The sequence below is a fragment of the Streptomyces sp. NPDC058773 genome (genome assembly GCF_042746015.1).
Classification (GTDB): Bacteria; Actinomycetota; Actinomycetes; order Streptomycetales; family Streptomycetaceae; genus Streptomyces.
This window is the reverse complement of sequence record NZ_JBHYPE010000040.1, coordinates 38,382-61,566: the sequence shown is the minus strand read 5'-3', so window position 1 is coordinate 61,566 and position 23,185 is coordinate 38,382. Positions and strand designations below refer to the sequence as shown.

General features: G+C 70.3%; 18 protein-coding genes and 3 pseudogenes. 13 read left to right on the top strand and 8 right to left on the bottom strand.

Annotated elements, in window-relative coordinates; genetic code table 11:
• Positions 1–903 (top strand): phospholipase (locus tag ACFW5B_RS27745; RefSeq protein WP_386445111.1); only part of this gene is annotated, 903 nt, incomplete at its 5' end.
• A gap of 403 nt (positions 904–1,306) precedes the next feature.
• On the opposite strand, the gene ACFW5B_RS27740 is transcribed toward ACFW5B_RS27745, so the two are convergent.
• Together ACFW5B_RS27740 and ACFW5B_RS27735 are read right to left on the bottom strand one after the other, a co-directional pair.
• Positions 1,307–1,978, bottom strand: coding sequence for a GntR family transcriptional regulator (locus ACFW5B_RS27740; protein ID WP_386445108.1), 672 nt, complete (start codon positions 1,976–1,978; stop codon positions 1,307–1,309).
• A 175-nt stretch (positions 1,979–2,153) separates the two neighbouring features.
• Positions 2,154–2,357, bottom strand: a complete 204-nt coding sequence (locus tag ACFW5B_RS27735; RefSeq protein WP_386445105.1) for a hypothetical protein — start codon at positions 2,355–2,357, stop codon at positions 2,154–2,156.
• Here ACFW5B_RS27735 and ACFW5B_RS27730 point away from each other — a divergent pair.
• The 5 genes and pseudogenes from ACFW5B_RS27730 (at position 2,348) to putP (ending at position 11,427) form a co-directional block, all read left to right on the top strand.
• The gene (locus tag ACFW5B_RS27730) at positions 2,348–3,640 is read left to right on the top strand and encodes a sarcosine oxidase subunit beta family protein (RefSeq protein ID WP_386445102.1); all 1,293 of its coding nucleotides are present in this window, start codon (positions 2,348–2,350) and stop codon (positions 3,638–3,640) included. The two genes, ACFW5B_RS27735 and ACFW5B_RS27730, sit on opposite strands and share 10 nt — an antisense overlap.
• Positions 3,641–3,665: 25 nt before the next feature.
• A pseudogene (locus tag ACFW5B_RS27725) lies at positions 3,666–6,889 on the top strand (sarcosine oxidase subunit delta family protein).
• Positions 6,879–7,472, top strand: a complete 594-nt coding sequence (locus tag ACFW5B_RS27720) for a sarcosine oxidase subunit gamma (protein ID WP_386445099.1) — start codon at positions 6,879–6,881, stop codon at positions 7,470–7,472. Before ACFW5B_RS27725 ends, ACFW5B_RS27720 begins: the two are co-directional and overlap by 11 nt.
• Positions 7,354–7,620 (top strand): annotated as a pseudogene (locus tag ACFW5B_RS27715) (serine dehydratase beta chain); the annotation flags it as partial. The gene ACFW5B_RS27720 and the pseudogene ACFW5B_RS27715, both read left to right, overlap by 119 nt.
• 237 nt (positions 7,621–7,857) lie before the next feature.
• A complete protein-coding gene (gene putP, locus ACFW5B_RS27710; RefSeq protein ID WP_386445123.1) occupies positions 7,858–11,427 on the top strand; it encodes a sodium/proline symporter PutP in 3,570 nt (1,189 codons plus the stop codon).
• A 61-nt stretch (positions 11,428–11,488) separates the two neighbouring features.
• Here the strand turns inward: putP and ACFW5B_RS27705 are convergent, their stop codons facing one another.
• Together ACFW5B_RS27705 and ACFW5B_RS27700 are read right to left on the bottom strand one after the other, a co-directional pair.
• Positions 11,489–12,937 carry a sensor histidine kinase gene (locus tag ACFW5B_RS27705; protein ID WP_386445096.1) on the bottom strand — a complete coding sequence of 483 codons (1,449 nt, stop codon included), beginning with the start codon at positions 12,935–12,937 and terminating at the stop codon, positions 11,489–11,491.
• Positions 12,934–13,668 (bottom strand): response regulator transcription factor, encoded by a 735-nt coding sequence (locus ACFW5B_RS27700; RefSeq protein ID WP_386445093.1) that lies wholly within the window; start codon positions 13,666–13,668, stop codon positions 12,934–12,936. The genes ACFW5B_RS27705 and ACFW5B_RS27700 overlap by 4 nt, the downstream gene beginning before the upstream one ends.
• 143 nt (positions 13,669–13,811) lie before the next feature.
• Here ACFW5B_RS27700 and ACFW5B_RS27695 point away from each other — a divergent pair, with 143 nt between their 5' ends.
• The 3 genes from ACFW5B_RS27695 to ACFW5B_RS27685 are packed head-to-tail and all read left to right on the top strand — an operon-like array spanning position 13,812 to position 16,416.
• Complete coding sequence (locus tag ACFW5B_RS27695) at positions 13,812–15,173, top strand: ferric reductase-like transmembrane domain-containing protein (protein WP_386445090.1); 1,362 nt, start codon at positions 13,812–13,814, stop codon at positions 15,171–15,173.
• Positions 15,174–15,182: 9 nt separating this feature from the next.
• Positions 15,183–15,617 carry an FMN-binding protein gene (locus ACFW5B_RS27690; protein WP_386445087.1) on the top strand — a complete coding sequence of 145 codons (435 nt, stop codon included), beginning with the start codon at positions 15,183–15,185 and terminating at the stop codon, positions 15,615–15,617.
• Positions 15,610–16,416: an FAD:protein FMN transferase gene (locus ACFW5B_RS27685; RefSeq protein ID WP_386445084.1), complete on the top strand. Its 807-nt coding sequence runs from the start codon at positions 15,610–15,612 to the stop codon at positions 16,414–16,416. Before ACFW5B_RS27690 ends, ACFW5B_RS27685 begins: the two co-directional genes overlap by 8 nt.
• A gap of 630 nt (positions 16,417–17,046) precedes the next feature.
• Here the strand turns inward: ACFW5B_RS27685 and ACFW5B_RS27680 are convergent.
• Positions 17,047–18,036, bottom strand: a complete 990-nt coding sequence (locus tag ACFW5B_RS27680; protein WP_386445081.1) for an Acg family FMN-binding oxidoreductase — start codon at positions 18,034–18,036, stop codon at positions 17,047–17,049.
• Between the two features lie 231 nt (positions 18,037–18,267).
• Between ACFW5B_RS27680 and ACFW5B_RS27675 the strand changes: the two genes are divergently transcribed.
• Together ACFW5B_RS27675 and ACFW5B_RS27670 are read left to right on the top strand one after the other, a co-directional pair.
• Positions 18,268–18,957, top strand: coding sequence for a CBS domain-containing protein (locus ACFW5B_RS27675; RefSeq protein WP_386445078.1), 690 nt, complete (start codon positions 18,268–18,270; stop codon positions 18,955–18,957).
• A gap of 265 nt (positions 18,958–19,222) precedes the next feature.
• Complete coding sequence (locus ACFW5B_RS27670) at positions 19,223–19,936, top strand: helix-turn-helix domain-containing protein (RefSeq protein ID WP_386445075.1); 714 nt, start codon at positions 19,223–19,225, stop codon at positions 19,934–19,936.
• Between the two features lie 124 nt (positions 19,937–20,060).
• Here the strand turns inward: ACFW5B_RS27670 and ACFW5B_RS27665 are convergent.
• From ACFW5B_RS27665 to ACFW5B_RS27655, 3 genes and pseudogenes are all read right to left on the bottom strand, one after another.
• Positions 20,061–20,150: pseudogene (locus ACFW5B_RS27665) on the bottom strand (universal stress protein); the annotation flags it as partial.
• A gap of 11 nt (positions 20,151–20,161) precedes the next feature.
• Positions 20,162–20,623: a Crp/Fnr family transcriptional regulator gene (locus ACFW5B_RS27660; RefSeq protein ID WP_386445072.1), complete on the bottom strand. Its 462-nt coding sequence runs from the start codon at positions 20,621–20,623 to the stop codon at positions 20,162–20,164.
• Positions 20,624–20,837: 214 nt separating this feature from the next.
• Positions 20,838–21,290 carry a universal stress protein gene (locus ACFW5B_RS27655; protein ID WP_386445069.1) on the bottom strand — a complete coding sequence of 151 codons (453 nt, stop codon included), beginning with the start codon at positions 21,288–21,290 and terminating at the stop codon, positions 20,838–20,840.
• 565 nt (positions 21,291–21,855) lie between these two features.
• Here ACFW5B_RS27655 and ACFW5B_RS27650 point away from each other — a divergent pair.
• Positions 21,856–22,071 (top strand): DUF1918 domain-containing protein, encoded by a 216-nt coding sequence (locus ACFW5B_RS27650; RefSeq protein ID WP_386445066.1) that lies wholly within the window; start codon positions 21,856–21,858, stop codon positions 22,069–22,071.
• Positions 22,072–22,223: 152 nt separating this feature from the next.
• Positions 22,224–23,084 (top strand): universal stress protein, encoded by an 861-nt coding sequence (locus ACFW5B_RS27645; RefSeq protein WP_386445063.1) that lies wholly within the window; start codon positions 22,224–22,226, stop codon positions 23,082–23,084.
• The last annotated feature ends 101 nt before the right edge of the window (positions 23,085–23,185 follow it).

The window sequence follows — 23,185 nt, the reverse complement described above, 5'->3', positions numbered from 1 at the left end:
GTCTCGGAGGACTCGTCCTCCGAGACCGCGCCCAGCACCACCAAGCAGCACCCCACCTGGGCCATAGCCCACCGGGTGCTGACCACGGGCGGGGTGACCAGGGCGCTCGAGAACGGGGCCAACGCGCTGGAGATGGACGCGACGGCCTGGCGCAAGGGCTGGTGGGCCGACCACGACGGCACTCTCACCAGCTACGGGGACACCATGTCGGCCATGTTCGACCAGGTGGCGAAGGAGCATGAGCAGGGGCGTCAGGCCTCCTTCGTCTGGCTGGACATGAAGAACCCCGACTGGTGCGACAGCAACGACCCCAAGTGGCGGCACTGCTCCGTGGCCGGGCTGCGGGACATGGCGCGCAAGAAGCTGGAGAGCAAGGGCATTCGGGTGCTCTACGGCTTCTACGGCAAGGAGGGCGGCAGCGGTTGGAAGAATGCCCTCGCTGACCTGAACTCCAAGGAAGCAGTCAGCTTCAGCGGCGATTACGCGCAGGTCCGGGACGGCTTCGCCGAGCACGGACCGAACGTCCCCGGCAACCAGCGCGTGATGGACAACGGCCTGTTCAACATGGCCTTGAAGTTCGGCAGCATCCGCAAGGAGCTGGAAGCCGGCAGGAAGGCCCGGGACGCCGGAGAGCTCGCACTGACCGTCGGCTGGACGGTGGGCAAGGGTGACGGGGAACGTGCCGCCACCCTGCTCCACTCTTCCGACAGGAGTGCCGCCGTGGACAGCCTGATCTACGGCAACCGCATGTCGTGCTACCCGGATGGCGTCAGCGGCCCGAAGGGCTGCGGCACGGACGACAGCGCGGTGCGGGAGTCGCTCTCGTACATCACGGACTACGTGAAGGCCCACCCGGACACCCGCCGAATGGCCACCCCTCGGGACATACCCTTCGGCAGCTGACGCCCCGAGTTTCCCCGCCATTGACCCGTTGGGCGGCCAAGGTCGCGCTGACGGGCTGATGCCGAACAGGGTGCGTGTGTGCCCGCCCCCCCGCGAAGACGCGCAAGGGCCTGGAACAGCCCTGTTCCAGGCCCTCTGGCGCCCTCAGGGCGGAGCGCCGGAGTGAGCACCATCAGCAGTGCCGTCTCCCCCATCCATCGGGAGGAGGACTCCAGCCCTCCGGGACGCGACCGCGCCACCTGACCACCGGGTCGTTCAGCCGCATCTCTTCGGGGTCGAGGCCGACGCGGCGTGGAAGCTCCGGCAGAAGAGCCCGCCAATGGAGATCATGCCGAGGTGTCGGCGTCTCAACCCCGCGCTGAGCCGCCGAGGCCAGCACAGCGGCCAATTCGATTACGAAGAGTTACAGCAGCGCCCGGACGGTGCGCTCGAACGTGACCACATGGCCGCGTACGGTCTCACGCGCCTCTTCGGCGTCGCCGGCGATGATCGCCTCCAGTAGCGGTCGATGCTGCTCGATGTGCTCGGAGAAGTGCGGTAGGCGATCGAGGAAGAGGTACCAGATGCGCAGGACGAGGTTGTAGTACTGGCCGAGGGTTGCCTCGAGGTACTCGTTGTGCGTGCACCGGTACACCGCCCGGTGCACCTCGGTGTCCAGACGCATCAGGTCTGCATCGGTTGCGGTGGGCTCCCCGAATTTCTGCAGGAGCTGCCGAAGCTCCTGCTGTTCGACTTGAGTCCTCCGCTGGGCGGCGCAGTACGCCGCATGCCCTTCGAGCTGGAGGCGCACTTCGGAGATGAGCGCCAGATCGGTGATGTTCACCTCGGTGGCGAAGGTGCCGCGGCGAGGGTAGATCGCGACCAGCCGCTCGGACTCCAGCCTCTTGATCGCCTGGTGGATGGGAGTGCGGCCCAGGCCGAGCTGACGCATCAGCCGCTCTTCGCTGATCGGGTCGCCGGGCGGGATCTGCAGGGTGACGATCAGGTCCCGGATGGCCTCGTAGGCCTGGTCGGCCATCGACAGTGGGCTGTCACGGAGGCTCTCACGAGCCGTGGTGTTGACGCGGGTAGCCATGTGGGCCAGCTTAGTGAGAGCACTGAAATATCAGTTTCGCTGACTATCGAGTATTGCCACCTCACTCAGGCTCGTCGGCGGCCCGAGCACCCACCTGCACCGACAACGCTGTCGCTACAGGCAGCGGCCCGCAGCTCCCTTGACGCGACCCGATCGGCGCTCCTAGGTTGATATATCAGTCGCATTTCAGCTGCCGGGAGAGTTTCGTGACGAGTTCACCGAGGTTGCCGACATCATCGCCACGGCCTTCCTGCCCGGCTTCGACGGCCAGGTGGCCGCCGCGCTGCGCGAACGCGTCCGGGTCCTGACCGACCGCTTCCCGCTTAACCCCGTCGATCCGCAGCCCGCAGCCAAGGAGGCCGGTCAGTGATGCACCCACGTGACAACGCTCCCGCCCGCCCGTCTCCCAGCACCCTCAACCGAGCTTCGCGCCCCTCCGCCGGGCCCGGAGACGTCCTGCCCGACCACCCCGACTTTCTGTGGCGCAACCCCGACCCCAAGCCGTCCTACGACGTCGTCATCGTCGGCGGCGGCGGGCACGGCCTGGCCACCGCCTACTACCTGGCCAAGAACCACGGCATCACCAACATCGCGGTCCTGGAGAAGGGATGGCTCGCGGGCGGCAACATGGCCCGCAACACCACCATCATTCGTTCCAACTACCTGTGGGACGAAAGCTCCGGCATCTACGAGCACTCGCTGAAGCTGTGGGAGACCCTTGAACAGGACCTCGACTACCCCATCCTCTTCAGCCGGCGCGGCGTGCTCAACCTCGCCCACAGCCTGCAGGACATCCGCGACAGCAAGCGCCGTGTCTATGCCAACCAGCTCAACGGCATCGACGCCGAGTGGCTGGAGCCGGACGAGGTCGCCAAGGTCTGTCCCATCGTCAATGTCTCACCCGACGTGCGCTACCCGGTGCTGGGCGCCACCTACCAGCCACGCGCGGGGATCGCCAAGCACGACTACGTCGCCTGGGGCTTCGCGCGCAGGGCCGACGACTACGGCATCGACCTGATCCAGGACTGCGAAGTCACCGGCATCGACATCCAGGGCGGCCGGGTGCGCGGGGTGCGGACCACGCGTGGTCACATCGCCGCCGGGAAGGTCGCGCTCGCGGCCGCAGGGCACTCCTCCGTGCTGGCTTCCATGGCCGGCCTGCGGCTTCCACTCCAGAGCCATCCGTTGCAGGCGCTGGTCTCGGAACTGCTCGAACCGGTGCACCCCACCGTGGTCATGTCGAACGCCGTGCACGTGTACGTCTCCCAGGCCCACAAGGGCGAGCTCGTCATGGGTGCCGGCATCGACAGCTACAACGGCTACGGACAGCGCGGCGCGTTCCACATCCTGGAACGCCAGATGGCCGCCGCCCTGGAGCTCTTCCCCGTCTTCGCCCGCGCCCACATGCTGCGCACCTGGGCCGGCATCGTCGACACCACTCCGGACGCCTCCCCCATCGTCAGCCCGACCCCCATCGAGGACCTCTACCTCAACTGCGGCTGGGGCACCGGAGGCTTCAAGGCCACACCGGGCGTCGGCTGGTGCTACGCGCACACCATCGCCACCGGCGAACCGCACCCCTACAACGCGCCCTTCACCCTCTCCCGCTTCACCACCGGCGCCCTGGTCGACGAGCACGGCGCAGCCGCCGTCGCCCACTGACTGCCGCCCAGCCAAGGAGATAGACATGCAGCTCATAGCCTGCCCCTGGTGCGGCGAGCGCGAAGAAATCGAATTCCACTACGGCGGACAGGCACACATCGCCTACCCCGACGACCCGTACGCGCTCGATGACGAACAGTGGGCCCGGTACGTCTTCTTCCGCGACAACCCCAAGGGTCCGTTCGCCGAGCGGTGGGTGCACTCGGCCGGCTGCCGGCGCTGGTTCAACGCCCTGCGCGACACCGTCACCCACGAGTTCCTCGCGGTCTACGACATCGGCGCCGAACACCCGGTGACCACGAGCACCGCACCCGTCGCGCAGCAGCGGAAGGGCCAGGAGGCCGGCTGATGAACAACCCGTTCCGTGCCCGCGGCCACGGTCACATCGACCGCGACACCACGTTCTCCTTCACCTTCGACGGCACCGCCTACACCGGGCATCCCGGCGACACCCTGGCCTCGGCCCTCTTGGCCAACGGGGTGCACCACGTGGCCACGAGCATCAAGTACGGAAGGCCCCGCGGTGTCCTGGCCGCCGGAACCGAAGAACCCAACGCGCTCGTGCAGATCGAGGCCCCCTTCCCCGAGCCCATGCTCACGGCCACCACCGTGGAGCTGTACGAGGGCCTCGTCGCACGGGGGCTGTCCGGCCAGGGCCGGCTGAGCAGCCGGCCGGACACGGCCCGCTACGACTCCCTGCACGCTCACTGCGACATTCTGGTCGTCGGCGCCGGTCCGGCCGGGCTGTCCGCCACCCTCGCGGCTGCCCGGTCCGGAGCCCGCGTGATCCTCGTCGACGAGCTCCCCCAGCCCGGCGGATCACTGCTCGGCACCCAGGAACTGCTCGACGGCGCACCGGCAACCGCGTGGGTCAGCGATGTCGTCGCGGAGATCGCCGCCTGTGCCGACGTGCAGGTGCTGAAGCGCACCACCGCCTTCGGCTACTACGACGACGGGCTCGTCCTGGCCCTGGAAAAGCGCACGGACCACCTCGGTGCCGCCGCGCCCGCCCACGTCTCGCGGCAAAGGATCTGGCGTATCCGGGCCAAGCAGATCGTGTTCGCCACCGGCGCTTACGAGCGGCCGGTCGCCTTCGACGACAACGACCGCCCCGGTGTCATGCTGGCCGGCTCGGCGCGCACCTACCTCAACCGCTTCGGCGTACTGCCCGGGCGGCAGGCCGTCACCTTCACGACGAACGACAGCGCCTACCCGGCAGCGCTCGAACTGGCCGACGCGGGCGTGCGGATCGCCGCGGTGATCGATGCCCGCGAGGAGGTGCCGGCGCACTGGCACACCGCGTGCGCCGAGCGGGGCATCGAGGTACGCGCGGGCCACGTCGTCACCGGAACCAGCGGCGTCGAGCGCATCTCCCGCGCCCATGTCGCGCCGTTCGGCCAGGTGGGGGTCCCCCCTGTTCGAGCGAAGTCGGGAACTTGGGAGATCCTCGGCGACCGGCAGGGAATCGACTGCGATCTGCTGCTCGTCTCCGGTGGCTGGAACCCGGCCGTGGCGCTGTTCAGCCAGGCCCGCGGCACCCTGCGATACGACGCCGCGATCGGAGCCTTCGTGCCCGCGCAGGAGCAGGACAGCGTCCGTACGGCGGGGGCGGCGAGCGGCGTCTTCACCCTGAACGGCTGTCTGGCCGACGGCGCGGACGCCGCCTGGCGGGCCCTGTCCGCCCTCGGCTGGACCGGTCAGATGATCGCCCTGCCGGCCGCCGCCCCGCTGCCGGATACCGCACCCGGCCGGGTGCTGTGGCGCGTCCCGAGCCCGCAGGACGACCCGGACGGCTCGCACCAGTTCGTCGACCTCCAGCGCGATGCCCTCGTCACCGACGTGCTGCGGGCGACCGGGGCAGGTTTGCGGTCGGTGGAGCACGTCAAGCGCTACACCACGATCGGTACCGCCCACGACCAGGGCCGCACGTCGGGCGTGATGGCCTCGGGCATCGTCGCCGAGTCGCTCGGGGTGGACGTCGCCGACCTCGGCACCACCCGCTTCCGGCCGCCCGCCGTGCCGGTGGGCTTCGCCGCCCTCGCGGGCCGCAACCGCGGGGATCTGTTCGATCCGGTCCGGGTGACCGCGCTGCACCCCTGGCATGTCGAGCACGGCGCCCTCTTCGAGGACGTCGGCCAGTGGAAGCGTCCCTGGTACTACCCGCAGGCAGGCGAGACCATGGACGAGGCGGTGCTGCGCGAGTGCCGGGCGGCCCGCACCGGCGTCGCGATGATGGACGGCTCCACGCTGGGCAAGATCAACGTGCAGGGGCCGGACTCCGGCGTGCTGCTGGACCGGCTCTACACGAACATGATGAGCACGCTCAAGGTGGGCCGGGTCCGCTACGGCGTGATGTGCGGCGTCGACGGCATGGTCCTCGACGACGGCACCGTAATCCGCGTGGCCGAGCAGGAGTTCCTGCTGACCACCACCACCGGCAACGCGGCCAAAGTCCTCGAATGGATGGAGGAGTGGCTCCAGACGGAGTGGCCCGGCCTGCGCGTCCACCTCACCTCCGTCACCGAGCACTGGGCGACCATCCCCCTGGTCGGCCCGCGCTCCCGCGATGTGCTGGCCCTGGTGGCTCCCGGCCTGGACGTCGGCAACGACGCCTTCCCCTTCATGTCCTGGCGGGACGCCACCGTCGCCGGCGTCCCGGCGCGGGTGTGCCGCATCAGCTTCTCCGGTGAACTCGCCTACGAGATCAATGTGCCCGCCTGGGACGGCATCACCGTGTGGAAAGCCCTGTCCGCGGCCGGCGGCGCGTTCGGCATCACCCCGTACGGCACCGAGACGATGCACGTGCTGCGCGCCGAGAAGGCCTACCCGATCATCGGGCAGGACACCGACGGCACCATCACCCCGCAGGACCTGGGCATGTCGTGGGTCGTGTCCAAGAAGAAAGCGGACTTCATCGGCAAGCGGTCCTTCTCCCGCGAAGAGAACCAGCGCGACGACCGCAAGCAGCTGGTGGGCCTGCTGCCGGCCGACGGGCGGATCCTCCTGCCCGAAGGCGCCCAGATCATCGCCACCAGCAGCATTCCGGCGCCACCGGTACCCATGCTGGGCCATGTCACCTCCAGCTACCGCAGCGACGCCCTGCAGCGGACGTTCGCCCTGGCCCTGGTGCGCTCGGGAACCCGGCGCATCGGCGAAACCCTCTACGTCCCGCTGGACGGCCGGACCGTCCCCGTGACCGTGACCGACCCTGTGCTCTTCGACAAGGAGGGAACTCGCCGTGACGGTTGAGACGCCCACTCGCTTCAGCCCGCTCTCCGCCTGGCAGGAGACCCTGGCACAGCTGCCCAACGGACTACAGGTGCGGGAACTGCCCTTCCTGACCCAGCTCACCGTGCGGATGCAGCCGGGCAGTCCCGCGGCACGGGCCGTGGAGGCTTCCTTGGGGATCACGCTGCCGGACCCCCTGCGCGCCGAGATCTCCGGAGACGTCAAGGTGCTGTGGATGGGCCCGGACGAATGGCTGCTGGTGGCCCCCGACGGCCGACAGCACGAGCTCCTGGCGCAGCTGCGGTCGGCGATCGGTGACGAGTTCGCCACCGTCACCGATGTGTCGGCGCAGCGCACCACCCTTGCCCTCTCCGGGCACCTCGTACGCACGGTGCTGGCCCAGGGCTGTGCCATTGATCTGGATCCGCGGGTGACACCCGTCGGCTCGTGTCTGACAACGGTGCTGGCTCAAGCCCCGGTCACCCTTGTGGTGCGAGGCGAAGCAGCCTCCAGCGTATGGCTGCTGGTCCGCTCCTCGTTCGCGCCCTACATGGCCACCTGGCTCGTCGACGCCTGCACGGAATACCGGGAAGGCACCGGATGACCTGGAGCAGGACGGCCTGCTGGAGGTAACGAGCCGCGTCCACGTCGAGCTGTTCGGCTCACTGGGCGCCACCGGGCACGGCCACGGCAGTGTGCAGGCCGTTGTCCCGGTGCTGGAGGGCGAGGCGCCCGAACTCGTCGACCCCGCCGTCACGGCGCCGACGGTGGACCGCGTCCGGGCGACGTACAGCCTGCGGCTGTTGGGCAAGCCACCTTGCGCGGCGTTGCGCGCGGTTGTGGCACGGATAGGCCGTTCGGCACCGGCTTGGAGGTGGCGGCCGCCGCCCGGCGGCGCAAATCGTTACATTTACTCGCCAGGGTGGACCGGGCTCCAGGCGCGCCGTTGGTCGCGCCCGGCGGTCATGAACCTCGCGGGCGAGGAGAATATGTTCGATTTGAGTGCGCCGATCGTGACCACGTTCCTCGTGTATGCGGTCGCCATGATCGGAGTAGGTGTCTGGGCATATACCCGCACTCACACCTTCGCCGACTTCGCCCTGGGGAGCCGCAGGCTCAGCGCGTTGGTCGCCGCCCTGTCCGCAGGGGCCAGTGACATGTCCGGCTGGCTGTTTCTCGCGTTTCCCGGAGCGGTGTACGCGGCCGGCATCGGCGCCAGTTGGATCGCCGTCGGCCTGGCGGTCGGCACCTACCTCAACTGGCGGTTCGTCGCGCCCAGGCTGCGCACCTACACCGAGCGTGCCGAGAACGCCTTGAGCCTGTCGGCCTACCTGGAGGAGCGGTTCGAGGACCGCACCCGGATGCTCAGGATGGTCTCGGCGGTGGTCACCCTCGTGTTCTTCACCGTCTACGTTGCCAGCGGTCTGGTGGCCGGCGGGTTGCTGTTCGAGCATGTCTTCGACGTCCGTTTCGGGCTCGGCGTGATCCTGATGGCCCTGGTGATGGTCATCTACTCGGGCCTGGGCGGCTTCCTCGCCGTGAGCCTGACGCACGTGATGCAGGCGACGCTGATGTTCCTCGCCCTGCTCGTGGTCCCCCTGACCGGTATCTGGGCCCTCGGAGGCTTCCGTGAACTGGTCGATGCCCTCCACAAGAAGGCGCCGGGCCTGCTGGACATGGGGGCAGAGGTCAACTATGCGGACGGGCAGTGGTCGGCAGGCGGGTCGCTCGGCGCCGTCGCGATCATTTCGCTGCTCGCCTGGGGCCTCGGCTACTTCGGTCAGCCGCACATCCTCGCCCGCTTCATGGGCATCCGCAGCATCCGGGCCATCCCCGCGGCCCGCCGTATGGAAACGGGGTGGGTCATCGTCGTACTCGCCGGCGCCACACTCGTCGGCCTCGTGGGAATCGGGCAGCTCGGCACGCCGCTCCACGATCCCGAGACGGTCTACATCGTCCTCGGCCGCATCCTGCTCAATCCGTGGATCGCCGGGGTGATGCTGATCGCCGTACTGGCCGCGATCATGTCGACCGCGGACAGCCAGCTTCTCGTGTCGTCCGTCGCGCTCACGGAGGACTTCTTCCGCGCGTTCCTCAACCGGCGCGCCCCGGACAGGGTGCTGGTGCGAGTCGGCCGCGGCGCCATCGTCGCGGTGATCCTTGTGGCCTTCGTGATCGCGCTCAACGGCGGCGGGCTGCTGGGCATCGTCGCCTACGCCTGGGCGGGCTTCGGCGCAGCCTTCGGGCCGGTCATCCTCCTCTCGCTGTACTGGCCGCGTATGACCTGGGCGGGAGCCATGGCCGGGATCGTGTCGGGCGCGACCACGGTGCTTCTCTGGAAAAAGATCAATCCGCTGCTCGGGCCACTCGAATCGGGCATCTACGAGATGGTCCCGGGTGTACTGGTCGCCACGGTCGCCGCACTGGTCTTCGGCCGGTTCGTCGGCCAGCCGCCCAAGCGGGCCTTCTGGCGGATGCCGGGAGGCGGGGTGAGCCAGCTGATGCTCACACCCTTCCTCACCCACGCACCCGTCGGCATGGCCGTTCTGGACACGGATCTGCGCTACGTCTGGGTGAACGAGCCGCTGAGCCGCCTGATCCCCCTCGAACAACGACTGGGGCGGCAAGTGGGGGAGGTCCTGCCGAGGCTCGAGGCGGAAGCCTTCGAGGAGCGGATGCACAGGGTTCTTGAGACCGGGAACCCGGTGCTGGACTACGAGTTCCGCGGCCCCAGCTACGCCGATCCCGACCGCACGCGCGCGTTCTCCGCCTCCTTCTTCGCCATGAAGGACCGTCAAGGCCGGTACGTGGGCATCTGGTACATGGTCATCGACGTCAGCGAGCGCCGGCGGGCCCAGGAACGCCTGGCCCTGCTGAACGACGCCGGTGCCCGTATCGGCAGCACACTGGAAGTGACACGGACCGCGCAGGAACTGGCCGACGAGGTCGTACCGTCCGTCGCCGAGTTCGTTGCCGTCGACCTGCTGGACTCGGTCATGAGGGGCGAGGAGCCGGCTCCCGGACCGGTCGGCATGACACCCGTCATCCGCCGGGCGGGACAGCAGTCGGTGCGCGAGGGCTGTCCGGAGGCCTCTCTGGCCGTGGGCGAAACGGTCCGGCGTGCTTCCTCGTCCCCCGTGACCCGCTGCCTGCTGGAAAGCAGGACTCTCGTCGAACGGACCCTGGACCGCTCCACCAGCGCGTGGGTGACCGAAGACGAGTCACTGGGCGCCTCCATCCGCGATTTCGGCTTCCGCTCGCTGATGGTGGTCCCGGTGCGGGCGCGCGGCGTCACCCTTGGCGTGGCGACGTTCGCCCGCTCCCGGCGTCAGGGTCCCTTCGAGGACGACGACGTGCGTCTCGCCGAGGAACTCGTCTCCCGCGCGGCGGTGTGCATCGACAACGCGCGCCGCTTCACCCGCGAGCGCACCGCGGCCCGCTCCATGCAGCGCTACCTTCTGCCGCAGGAACTCACGGGAGGGTCCGCTCTGGAGGTGGCGTCGTGGTATCTCCCGGCGGATGCCCCCAGCGGTGTGGGCGGCGACTGGTTCGACGTGATTCCGCTCTCCGGCGCCCGGGTCGCACTGGTCGTCGGGGACGTCGTCGGACACGGCATGAACGCGGCAGCGACCATGGGGCGTCTGCGCACCGCGGTACGCACGCTCGCCAATCTGGACCTCCCCCCGGACGAACTACTGGCTCATCTGGACGACCTGGTGATCGGCCTCATGGGGCCGGCGGAAGCCGAGGACGAGACCGCGGGTGCCGCGTTCATGGGTGCCACCTGTCTCTACGCCGTGTACGACCCGGTCAGCAGACGGTTCACACTGGCCCGGGCCGGTCACCTCCCACCCGTGGTCGTCAGCCCCGACGGCACCGCGAACGTCCTCGACCTGCCCGCCGGACCGCCACTCGGCCTCGGGTACCTCCCCTTCGAGTCCGTCGAACGTGAACTGGACGAAGGCAGCCTCATCGCCCTCTACACCGATGGCCTCATCGAGACCTTCGACCGGGATCTCGACATCGGGCTCTCCCGACTGGGCGACGCCCTGCTGGTCCCCAGGCCGACGCTGGAGGAGATCGGCCTGGGTGCGGTCGACGCCCTGCTGACCGGTCCGCCGTCCGACGACGCCGCTCTGCTCCTCGCCCGGACCCGCGCCCTGGCTCCGGACCGGGTCGTGTCATGGGACCTGCCCAGCGACCCGGCGGCCGTGGCTGACGCCCGCGCGCTCGCCGGCCGGCAGCTGGCGGAATGGGACATGGACGACCTGACGTTCACCACGGAACTCATCGTCAGCGAACTGGCCACCAACGCCATTCGCCATGCGACCGGACCGGTAAGTCTGCGCCTGATCCGGGACCGCGGCCTGATCTGCGAGGTCTCCGACACCAGCAGCACCTCGCCACGCCTGCGCCATGCCCGGACCACCGACGAGGGAGGACGAGGGCTGCTGATCGTGGCCCAACTCGCCCGGCGATGGGGAACCCGTTACACGACGACCGGCAAGATCATCTGGACGGAGCAGGACATTCCCGCCGACACGAGCGCCCGGTGGTGAGCAGGTCCCCCGCCGCCCGGCCGGCGTCTTCCGGAGGCCCGGCGGGGAACGACGGGACGGCTCACCCCTCCCCCTGACCGTGCGGGGCCGACGGCAGGACCACGGTGAATGCGGTGTGGCCGGGGCGGCTGGTCATCGTGATCCGTCCACCGTGCGCGGTGACCACGGCTTCCACGATGGCCAGTCCCAGCCCGGTGCCGCCGGCCGCGCGCGAGCGGCTGTGGTCGACCCGCACGAAGCGGCCGAAGACTTCACGCCGGACCTCCTCGGGTACGCCGGGGCCCTCGTCGGAGACCGTCAGCCGGGTCTCCCGGTCGTCGCAGGTCAGCCGCACCGTCACGGCGGTCCGCGGCGGGGTGTGCGTCCGGGCGTTGGCGAGCAGGTTGCCGACCACCTGGTGCAGGCGGTGCTCGTCGCCGGTCACGGTCACCGCCGTCTCCGGGAGGTCGAGCCGCCACCGATGGTCCGGACCGGCTGCTCTGGCATCGTCGGTCGCATCGAGGACGAGCCGCGTCAGGTCCACCCGCCCGCGCTCCAGGGCGTGGCCCGCGTCGAGACGCGCCAGCAGCAGCAGATCGTCCACGAGGCGGCTCATCCGCTCGGACTCCGCCTGAATCCGTTCCAGGGAACGCCTGATCTCTCCGGGCACCGGCCCCCGGTGCCGCAGGGCGAGTTCCGCATGGCCGCGGACGTTGGCCACCGGGGTGCGCAGCTCGTGGCTGGCGTCGGCGGCGAAGTGCCGCAGACGTTCCTCGCTCGCGTGACGGCGCTCCAGGGCGTCGCCGACGTGGCCCAGCATCAGGTTGAGCGCGGTGCCGACCTGACCGACCTCGGTGCGCGGGTCGGCCACCGGAACCGGCGCCGGCATGGCCACCTCGCCGCTCGCCAGGGGCAGTTCGGCCACGCTCGCGGCGGTGGTCGTGACGCGGCGCAGCGGACGGAGCGAGAGCCTCACCCACAAGGCACCCAGGACGCCGGACACCAGGAGGGCCCCGCCGAAGACCCCCGCCTCGACCGCCACCAGCCGGTGCACCGTCTCCTCGACCGGGCGGAGGGGCAGCCCGGTGATCAGCACGTCGCGGTCGTCGCCCACCACCGCGTTGACGCGGTAGCGCCCCAGGGCGGACAGCCGGATGCCGTGGCCGGAGCCGTCCGTGGGGAGGGCGGCCAGCGCCCGCCGGTCGTCGGCGGACAGTGACACCGCGGCGTCCGTCCGGTCCCGCACGACGGCCGCCCGGGTTGGCGCCCCGGCCGACAGCCGGGCGCCGAAGGTGCCCTCGGACTGTCCGCGGGTGTCCGGCCGGTTGTCGGCATCCGGCCGGGTCTCGTGCTCCAGGCTCACCGCGAAGCGCCCGGCGGAGGCGGAGAGCTGCTGGTCCAGGCGGCGCACCAGGAAGCCTTCGAGCGCCACGACGGTGGTGACGCCGACCGCCAGGCAGGCCAGCGCCAGGAGCGCGACCATACCGGCGGTGAGCTGGCCGCGCAGGGTCCGCGGCACGAGCCGGATCACGCGGACTCCGGCTTGAGGACGTACCCGACACCGCGCACCGTATGGATCATCGGGGTCCGGCCGGCATCGATCTTCTTGCGCAGATAGCTGATGTAGAGCTCGACGACGTGTGAACGGCCGCCGAAGTCGTAGGACCAGACCCGGTCGAGGATCTGCGCCTTGGACAGCACCCGCCGGGGGTTGCGCATCAGGAACCGGAGGAGTTCGAACTCGGTACGGGACAGCTCGACCGGCGCATCGCCACGGACGACCTCACGCGCCTCCTCGTCCATGACGAGATCACCGACGACCAGGCGGTCGCCTTCCGGTTCGTACGCCATGCCGGCCCGGCGCAGCAGGCCGCGCAGCCGCGCCAGCACCTCTTCCAGACTGAACGGTTTGGTCACGTAGTCGTCGCCGCCCGCGGTGATCCCGGCGATGCGGTCCTCGACGGCGTCACGCGCGGTCAGGAACAGTACGCAGACTGTTCTCAACTCCTCGCGCAGCAGGTGCAGCACCCGCAGGCCGTCGGTGTCGGGCAGCATCCAGTCCAGGACGACGGCGTGCGGCCGGAAGGCCCGGGCGACGGCGAGTGCGGAGCCACCGTCGCCCGCGCTGCGCACCTCCCAGCCCTCAGCCCTGAGGGCGCCGGTCAGCACCTCGGCGAGGTCCGGCTCGTCGTCGATCACGAGGACGCGCACCGGCGAGCCGTCGGCGCTGTGCAGCGGGACGGGGGTGCGGTGAGTGTGCATGGTGTCTCCAGCATGCCCCGGCATCACGTCAGCGCGGGTATGAGCCACCTCTGAGTTTCCTCTGAATCGTCCGGTGTGCCTCTTCTCAGAGGTTCCTCAGAGGTTGCGCTGCGACGCTGGCGCGGACCGCTGAAGGGAAGATCATGAGCGCGATCCCACATGCCCGGCCCGCTGCCCCCGGCGGCGCCGCACCGCGCCGCCGGCCGTCCCCGGCCCCGCTGCTGCTGCGGGGCGTCATCGGGGCGGGGGCCTGCGGTGTCCTGCTCCTGTGGTGGAGCGGTACGTCGTCCGTGGCGGGCCCGGAGGGCTGGCTCACGGGCGCGGGCCGGATCACCGGGCTGCTGGCCGGTTACTCGTGCGCGGTCCTGGTCGCGCTGATGGCCCGCGTTCCCCTGCTCGACCACAGTCTGGGCAGCGACCGTCTCGCGCGCTGGCACGCCGCGGGCGGGCGCTACACGATCGCGCTGGTGCCGGCGCACACCCTGCTGATCATCTGGGGCTACGCCCTGACCTCGGGCGGCGGAGTGCTGCACGAGACGACCACGCTCGTCCTCGGCTATCCGGACATGCTCAAGGCCACCGCCGCCCTCGGCCTGCTGGTCGCCACCGGCGTCCTCTCGGCGCGTGCCGCCCGGCGCCGCATGAGCTACGAGACCTGGCACTACCTCCACCTCGGCACCTATCTCGCCGTCTTCCTCGCCTTCGGTCACCAGCTCTCCGACGGCGCCGACTTCGTGGGCCGCCGCCCCGCCCAGCTCGCCTGGTACGCCCTCTACGCGGGGGTGGCCGCGCTGTTCCTCTGGTACCGCTGCGTCGTTCCGGTACGGAGGGCGCTGCGTCACCGGCTCCGGGTCGTCGAGGTCCGCCCGGAGGCACCGGGCGTGGTGTCGGTGCATCTGGCCGGCGAGCGGCTGACCGAACTCGGCGCCCGGCCGGGCCAGTTCTTCCGCTGGCGCTTCCTGGCCCCGGGCCTGTGGTGGACCGCCAACCCCTACTCCCTCTCCGCTCCCCCGCTCCCCCACCACCTGCGCATCACGGTGAAGGAAGCGGGCGGGCACAGCGCGGCCCTGGCCCGGCTGCGCCCCGGCACCCGCGTGTGGGCCGAAGGCCCTTACGGTGCCTTCACCGAGGCACGCCGCCGTTCGCCGAAGGTGCTGCTGCTCGCCGGCGGCGTCGGCATCACCCCGCTGCGGGCGCTGTTCGAGACCCTCCCCGGCGAGATCACGCTCATCTACCGGGCCCGGCGCCCGCAGGACCTCGCCCTGCGGGCCGAGCTCGACGCGATCGCGGCGGCCCGCGGCACGACCGTCCACTACGTCGTCGACGAACCGGCCGGGTACGCACTGCCGTTGACCGCCCGCGCGCTCAAGTCCCTGCTCCCGGACCTGGCCTCCCACGACGTGTACCTGTGCGGTCCGCCCGGTATGACCCGCGCGGCCCGTCGCGCGCTCCGTGGCGCCGGTGTGCCGGGGCACCGCATCCATCACGAGTCGTTCGAGTTCTGAGGAGCCCCCGTGCGCCGAGCCGTTCTGTCCGCAGCGTCGACCAGCGCGCTGATCGTCGTGCTGCTCAGCCTCAAGCCGCACCAGCCCGTGGCGCCGACCAGCGGCCCCGCCGGTGCCGTCCCGGCTCCTTCGCCCGCCGGCCACTCCCCCAAGGGAGGGCACCCCGCCGACGGCACCTACACCGGCGCCCCGATCACCACCCGATACGGCACCGTCCGGGTGGCGGCCACCCTCACGGGCGGCCGGCTGACAGCCGTCAAGGTCCTGCGGGCGCCGTCCGGGAACGGCCGGGACCGTGAGGTGGCCGCCTACGCCCTGCCGCGCCTCACTCAGGAAGCGCTGAGCGCGCACAGCGCCGCCATCGACGCCGTGTCCGGGGCCAGTTACACCAGCGCGGGCTACATCCGGTCGCTCCAGAGCGCGCTGGACCGGGCCGGTGGCTGAGCCCCGGCGTGGACTGCGCCATATCGAGCGGGCGATGGGCACGGTGTTCTCCTTCGACATCCGCGACCCCCGCACCCCCGCGATCAAGTCCGCGCTCCAGGACGCGGTCGCGCTGCTCCACCACGTCGACGCGGTCTTCTCGACCTATCGCTCCGGCAGCGTCATCAGCCGACTCGGGCGTGGAGAGCTGGAGCCGGACGACTGCCCCGCGGAAGTCCGCCAGGTCCTCGACCTCTGCGAGCGAGCGCGAGAGGCCACCGGCGGCTGGTTCAGTGCCGCCGCCGGCGGCGGTCTCGACCCGAGCGGAATCGTCAAGGGCTGGGCCGTCGAGCGCGCCGCACGGATCCTGGAGGCTGCCGGCGCCCACCACACCTGTGTGAACGGCGGCGGCGACCTCCAGCTCACCGGGGAGGCGGCCCCCGGTGAGCCCTGGCGCATCGGCATCGCCCACCCCCGGCATCCGGGCCGCCTGTGCGCCGTCGTCACCGGACGCGACCTGGCCATCGCCACCTCCGGCACCGCCGAACGCGGTGCCCACATCATCGATCCCCATACCGGCCGCCCCGTGGCCCGCGCGGCCTCGGTCACCGTCGTCGGGCGCACCCTCACCATGACCGACGCCTACGCCACAGCGGCCTTCGCCATGGGCGCGGGGGCCCGCCACTGGCTGGAGGGGCTCAACGGTCACGAGGGATTCGCGGTCGCGGGCACCGGCGAGGCCTGGCGCACCCGCAACTTCCCCGGAACCGTGTACGAGGGAGCCATCGCCCCGGCCATTTCCTTGACCAGGCGTAGCTGAAGTCCTTCGTGACACCTTCGGCGTCGCCGTGCGCTGCTGCGAACCGAGGAGGTGAGACCGATCAACGCTGTGACAGCTCGGGGCTGCCTCCGCAGCATGGCCCAGGGAGTGCCCGCGTTCCAGGCAGCGCGGTCCCCCGCCACCCCGGATGCGCTCAGCAGCCCCGCGGCAGCACGCTCCACGGCTTCGACATCCATGCCGTCCACCGCCCATGCCGCCATGCCGTACGAGGCGGCACGCAGGGCCAGGTCCGTCTGCGCTTCATGACGTTCGATGACGGTGCGATGCGCAGCATGGCGTGCAGCAGCTCGCGGCGGTGCTCTTCCCTCAGCCGTGCGGCGACAGCCACCCCGTCGGACGCGGCCGCGGCCGACGTCACGGTGGTCGGGCCGGTCTTCGCCGTTGCGGCCCCGTGTGCGGCTGTTGCGGTCTTTCGCCTGCGGTGAGCGTGGGCGGGGCTCATGCCGATCCCTCCAAGGTGGGCAGGTCACCGACGGGCAATCCGAGTTCGCGGGCGCGCGGCAGACGGCGCATGGCCTTGCCGCTGCGGGTCTTGGTGAAGTCCTGGCCGGAAGTGATCTCCCGCGGAACATGGACGGCCGGTCGGGGCCGCGAGCCCGGGCCCTCGATTCACGGCTTGATCGTCAGCACCTGGTCAACTGGCCGACGCGGGGTGCGAGGTCCCCGCGGGCCGTAGCCCAAGCGAAGGATCATGTGCACATGACCGGTCCCGGAGACCGGGTCGCGCAGGATCCAGCGCAGGTCCGGCCATTCGACGGCCTGAGTCGCGAAGGAGCTCGCAAGCCCCTGGAGCGTGGCCAGGAGCAGGACGCGTTCCAATGCCTGGCCCGCGCGGAGCCAGTCGGCCGGTCCGTCGCTCGTGGTGCTGAGTGACGCCAGCTGGGGGCAGCGTTCGAAGTCCGCGGACGCACGACCGGCTACGGTGCGCCGGCCGGCGAAATCCCGGGTGGGAGCCGATCCGCTGCGCTTCACGGGACCGAAGGCGTACTCGGGGATACCGACGGTGAGTTCCTCGGACGCTGTGCCATGGGTCCAGCGGCGCTGTTCTTCCTCTCGGTCGGCGTCCATGCGGTTGTAGCCCTCGGCATGCGAGATCAGGTCGAGCACGGTCTCGCGGTGCGGGGTGGTGAGAAAGGTCAGCTGTGCTCCTTCTCCGGCGGCGGCCGCGGTCAGGGCCGCGCGGACGTTGTCCGGGATCTGGCGCTCCGAGAAGGGGAAACGGCTGGTGTGCCGGTCGTGGATGGCGGGATGGAGACCGGGGAGCGGCTCGTCCGTGGGCTCGTGAGAATCATCCAGCCGCATGACGGCCAGGAGCGCCGGGGCATGGGGGTCGGGCAGGAGGGCCGTCCTCGTCCGATGCCCGGCATGTGCAGCGGCGACGCGCAGGTTCAACAGTGCGGCTCCACAGCCCAAGTGCATGCCCCGGGTCGTGGGGTCGGCGTGCGGCATGGCGCGTTCGAGGTCTGCGGAGAGTGTGAAGGCGCGGCTGTGCCGGGCGTAGCTGAAGCGCCAAGGCTGGGCATTGTGCATGGAGGGCGCGGTGACGGCGTCGGCGACCAGGCTCTTGACCAACGTGTCATCGAGGGTCCGGATGAACACCGGGAGCCTCCCGGGCGGGCAGAAGCGTATCGATGGACGCCTTCAGCTTGGTGGGAGCGCTTCTTCCTGGGTCAGGGGCCAGAGGTCCCTGATACGCGGGCCTACCGGGCCCTCTCCGGGCCTGCCGGCCGTCCGATGGGGCCGAGTGGCTCATGCCGGGACAGCCGGCCCTGCGATCACCCTTGAGGTGCGGGAGCAAGGCGCCGGGCGTCCTGGCGAAAGGAGCCGGAGATGGAGCACCGCACGATAAGCGAGCTCATGACCAGGAAGGTCGCGAGCGTTCAACTCGATACACCGTTCAAGGACATCGTGCAGAAACTCGCCGACAGCGCCGTGAGCGCTGTCCCGGTACTCGACAGCCTCGGCAGACCGGCCGGGGTCGTCTCGGAGGCCGATCTGCTGCGGAAGGCAGCGGACCGGTCCGATCTCTCCGGCAGGACGCCGTTGCCGCACCTTGAGGCGTGGGAACGGGCACGAGCGGAGGGGCGCACCGCCTCCGAGCTCATGTCGGCTCCTGCGGTGTGCGCCCATCCGGAGTGGACCGTCGTCGAGGCGGCACGCCTCATGGAGGTACAACACGTGAAGCGCCTCCCGGTGGTCGATGAGACGGATGCCCTGCTGGGCATCGTCAGCCGGAGCGACCTGCTGCGCGTCTTCCTGCGCAAGGACCGGTCGATTCAGGAGGAGATCACGCGGGAGGTCATCGGGCGCACAGCGCGTCTCGGGGCCGCTGGTGTGACCGCTGAGGTCGAGCGGGGGCAGGTGGCACTGCACGGTTCGGTGGAGAACACCCTCCTCATTCCGGTCCTCGTACGCATGTGCGCCAGTGTCGATGGTGTCATCGCGGTCACCGAAGACCTGAAGCCGGCCAGGGCTGCCGGCCCTCCCCAGTCCGTCGGAGGGGGCCGAGCCCGGTCATGAACAACGTCATCACACGCACCAGGACCGTCGGAAACCGGGCGAGCGGTGTCCGGGCAGATGGGGCCGGTGCACCTCGGGCAAGGGCCGACCGGCCCATGTGCCGGGTCGCCGCGCGGACCGACCCTGGGCATGAAGTCACCTCGTCCATTGGGGGCGCAGCGACAGGCGCCTTGAACGCATGCGTCCGCCACGGACATGGGCGCCCACCGCCTGGGACGAGGCCCACGACCCCGGGCATCCGGGACGGCAAAGGGATGTGTCCACGATGACAAACCCCCCGACAGGCTCCGGCTCAGAGGTCTCCCGGCCGCGCAGTGACCTGGGGCGGCGGGCCACGCTGCGCAGGCAGCAGTTGGGCCTGACACGCGAGGAGGTCGCAGCCCGGGCAGCTGCGTCACCGGGGTACCTCCAGTACGTGGAAGAAGGTGCTGCGGACCCGGGCATCGGATTCATGCTGAGCCTCGCCAGTGCCCTGGAGACGACGGTGGCTGAACTTGCCGGAGGGACGAGGGAACTGCCCGCGGGCTTCGGCAGGGCCGCGGCGCATCCCGAGGTACTGGTTCTGAGCCAGGTGGAGTGCCGCGAGCGGCTCTCCACCCACGGCGTCGGCAGAATTGCAGTGACCATCGATGACGCACCGGCCATCTTCCCCGTGAACTACACCGTCGCGGACGAATTGATCGCCTACCGCACCGCACCGGACGCCGGCCCGGCGGCAGCAGCCGGCCAGGATGTCGCTCTGGAGGTCGATCACATCGATGACGCCTTCAGCCAGGGCTGGAGCGTCCTGGTCGCGGGGCACGCCCATGTGGTCACCAGCCCCTACGAGATCCGCCGGCTGGAGGAATGCGCACACACCGGCCCATGGGTAGGAGACGGACGCCACCAGTGGATCGCGATCCATCCGCATCGGATCACCGGCCGCCGGATTCGTGTCATGGGCGCCCATGCGCCCTCGGAGGCGACGTCGCGAGGCTGAGCATTCGGTGTCCCCGGCGCCGCCCGGCGCCGCGGCTCCGTCTGCCGGAAGAGGCAGAGAAGCGCCCCCGCGCTCCCAGAGACCGCGCCGACCGGGGCGTTCCGGTACCGAGCCCGCAAGCCGGCTGAGGCACGACCGCTACCGGACACGCGGCGTGATGCAAAGCGGCGTGAGCCACCCGTCCCAACGGGAGGCCGCACTGGCCCTGTCGGCGTACGTGCCGCTTCACGGCGGGGCCGGCATGGTGCTCGCCCCGGGGCCATAGAGGTCGAGCAGACGATGCCGCGTGGACTGAAGGCGGCGGGCGACGACGTCGAGGACGCAACGGGTCACAGCCAGGCCGAGGGCCGCGTCCGCTTCGCACAAAGCGCGCACCGCCGTCGCGTCGAACTCGTAGGCCCGCACGGGGGTGAATGCCTCCGCACCCATCCGCCAGGCGTACGGCGGCAGGAGCCATGACCATCCCAGCAGGTCGCCATGTCCCAGCGAGTCGACGACCGTCGGTCGTCGGCCTGATGCCTGAATATCGAGATTGACCGAACCTGTGCGGACGATCCAGAAGCGGTCGGCGGGCTTGCCTTCTTCGAAGATCCGCGTCCCTGACGGGAAGGTCACCTCGTGAGCGAATTGCATCAGGCGTGCGCGTCCCTCCGGCGGCAGCACATGGAGCAATGGTGCGGTGGTCATGACGCTCTCCCGGTTGCAGGCCGACGATGTGCCGGCAGGCCTTGGCTCGCCGGTCACCAACAGAGTGCGCACGCGGCCGAGATACGGCGCAAGGGCTGTTCGTCGCGGTGCGGTGGGCCGATGGGCCCCACGGTCGGGCCATGACGCACACGGGACATTTCTCGCCGACTGGGCGCGCGCCAGAGGCCGGCGGCAGCCGGGCCCCCCGCCCGGCTCACTGGCCCCGTATGACGACGACGGGGCAGGGGGCGTGCTGGGTGCAGTGCTGGCTGACCGATCCCAGGAGCGCCCGGCTGAAGCCGCCGAGTCCACGGCTGCCCACGACCAGGAGTGAGGCGCCGCGTGCCGCCTCCAGCAGCACGGTCGCGGCCGTTCCGTACGCCACCGTCGGCTCGACCCTCGAAGGGTCGCCCTTCTTCACGACCTCTTTGATGGCGTCGTCGAGGGTCTGCTCCGCCCACACCTTTATGTCCCTCGCCAGTGACTGCGGCGCATCGAGCCAGCCGATCGAACCATAAAGGGGCGGGTACTCCCACGCGATCACCGCGTGGACGCTGTCGTGGGTCAGGCCCGCCTGCCGTACTGCCCAGCGCAATGCCTCCTTGGACGAGGGCGATCCGTCGACCCCGACGACGATGCGGCCGCTTTCCTTCGGCTGGCTGCTCATGGCTACCTCCGCGATGCGACATCCGGCCGGCGCTCCCGGCACCGCCGTGCACCCTCGTGCTCTCCCACCAGCTTCCGATCCGCGGGGGCACCCCGCATGGGTACGCAGGGCCACAGCAGCTGCCTCACGGTCCGAGGCCGAAAGGACCGTTGTCGGCATCGCTGAAGAGCGGGCACGTTTGCGGGCCCCGGACGTAGCCGTGACCGCCGGCGAGTGCGACGAGGACCCGGTCTACGCATTGGTCGATGCGATGGCTGACCGTCATCGGCCGGCGGGAAGCGCACAGAGGCGAGGAGGACCGCCCACTTCTCGCGGGCCCTGATTGCGCGGTGCGCGGTTTCGCTCCGCTGCTCCGCGCCTCCATGTCCTCCTCGTCGCCTTCAGTAAAGCGCACGGGGGGTTCCTCGGAGGAGATCCACTCGGACTCTGCCACGGGGCCGACCGGCCCCGATTTCAACCCAGGCCATCAGGCCTCCCCTCTTCGGGCTCTTCGTCTCATACTCGCGCGCGCCACGCCGTGGCACTGTCGAAACACGGCACACGCATGTGCAAGGGAGTGAGAGCCGTGAAGGCACACATCGGCGATCAGCTCGTGGTCGAGAGCCCGATCACGGGCGGCATCCGGCGGGACGGGGAGATCGTCGGACTCCACCATGAGGACGGGACTCCGCCCTACGACGTACTCTGGTCGGACACCGACGAGGTATCGGTCATCTTTCCCGGCCCCGATGCGCACATCCGGCGTCTTGAGCCCCATTCCAAGGACTCCTCCGCCCGGTAGCGCCGTGACGAGAACAGCCGAGTCCGCGGCACCCGGCGCGCCGTGTGCCCCCCGGTAGGCCCCGATCGCCCCAGGGGTATGCGTCAGCGCCGCCGCGAGGCCGGCAACGAGGAAGGTTGCACCCGCAGGCCTGACTGCGGCGGAGGTGCGTCATGGGTGGTTGTGTCGTCGTAGGGCTGGACGGAACGGGCAACAGCGTGCCCGCGGTGCGCTGGGGGGCCGAGGAGGCAGCAGGCCGGGGCCTCTCGCTTCACCTCTTGCATTCCTGGGTCTCCCAGCCCCTGAATCTCCCCATCGCCCAGGAGGCCGCGAACAAGCAGCGTTACGGAGCCGAGGTGCTCGGCTCAGCCGAAGCCATGGCGCTCGAACTGCATCCGGGAATCTCGGTCACTACCGAACAGGTCTCTGAGCAGGCGGTGGACGCGTTGGTGGACCGCAGCGGGCGAGCCACGATGATCGTGCTCGGATCGCGTGGGCACGGCGCCATCTCCGGCTTCCTGCTCGGCTCGGTCAGCCTGCACGTTCTGGGACGCGCGAGATGCCCGGTCGTCATCGTGCGGGAGGAGGAGAGCACCGCCTACGGGAGTCCGGAGATTGTGGTCGGCGTCCAGGAGGCCGGGACACCCGGGGAGGCAGTGCTGGATTTTGCGTTCGCCGCCGCCGAGGCCCATCACGCCGGTGTGCGCGCCGTGCGGGCGTGGGAGCCCCCTGCACTCGCCAGTTTTGCGCCTGCCCCCCTCACCCCGTCACCGGATGAAGACGAGCCCGCAGCTCACGAAGCGAAGAGCCTTGCCGGCACCCTGGCGCCGTGGCGGGCGCAGTTCCCCGCTGTTCACGTCATCGAACACGTGCAACGGGGCAGAGTGGCAGCGGTGCTGCTGGGGGCCTGCTCACAGGCGAGTCTGCTGGTCGTCGGGCGTCGAATGCAACGCACACCGATGCTTCTCGGCCCCGTCGTCTTCGCCGTTCTGCACCATTCGCTCTGCCCGGTGGCGGTCGTACCGCGGGGCTGAGTTTCGACGCGTCACAGCGCCCGGGACGCGCCTCCGGGTGCGGAACGGCAACGCTCGGGCACGGTGCGCGTGCCCCGGGTCGGGTTCGCCGGGCCTGGTGG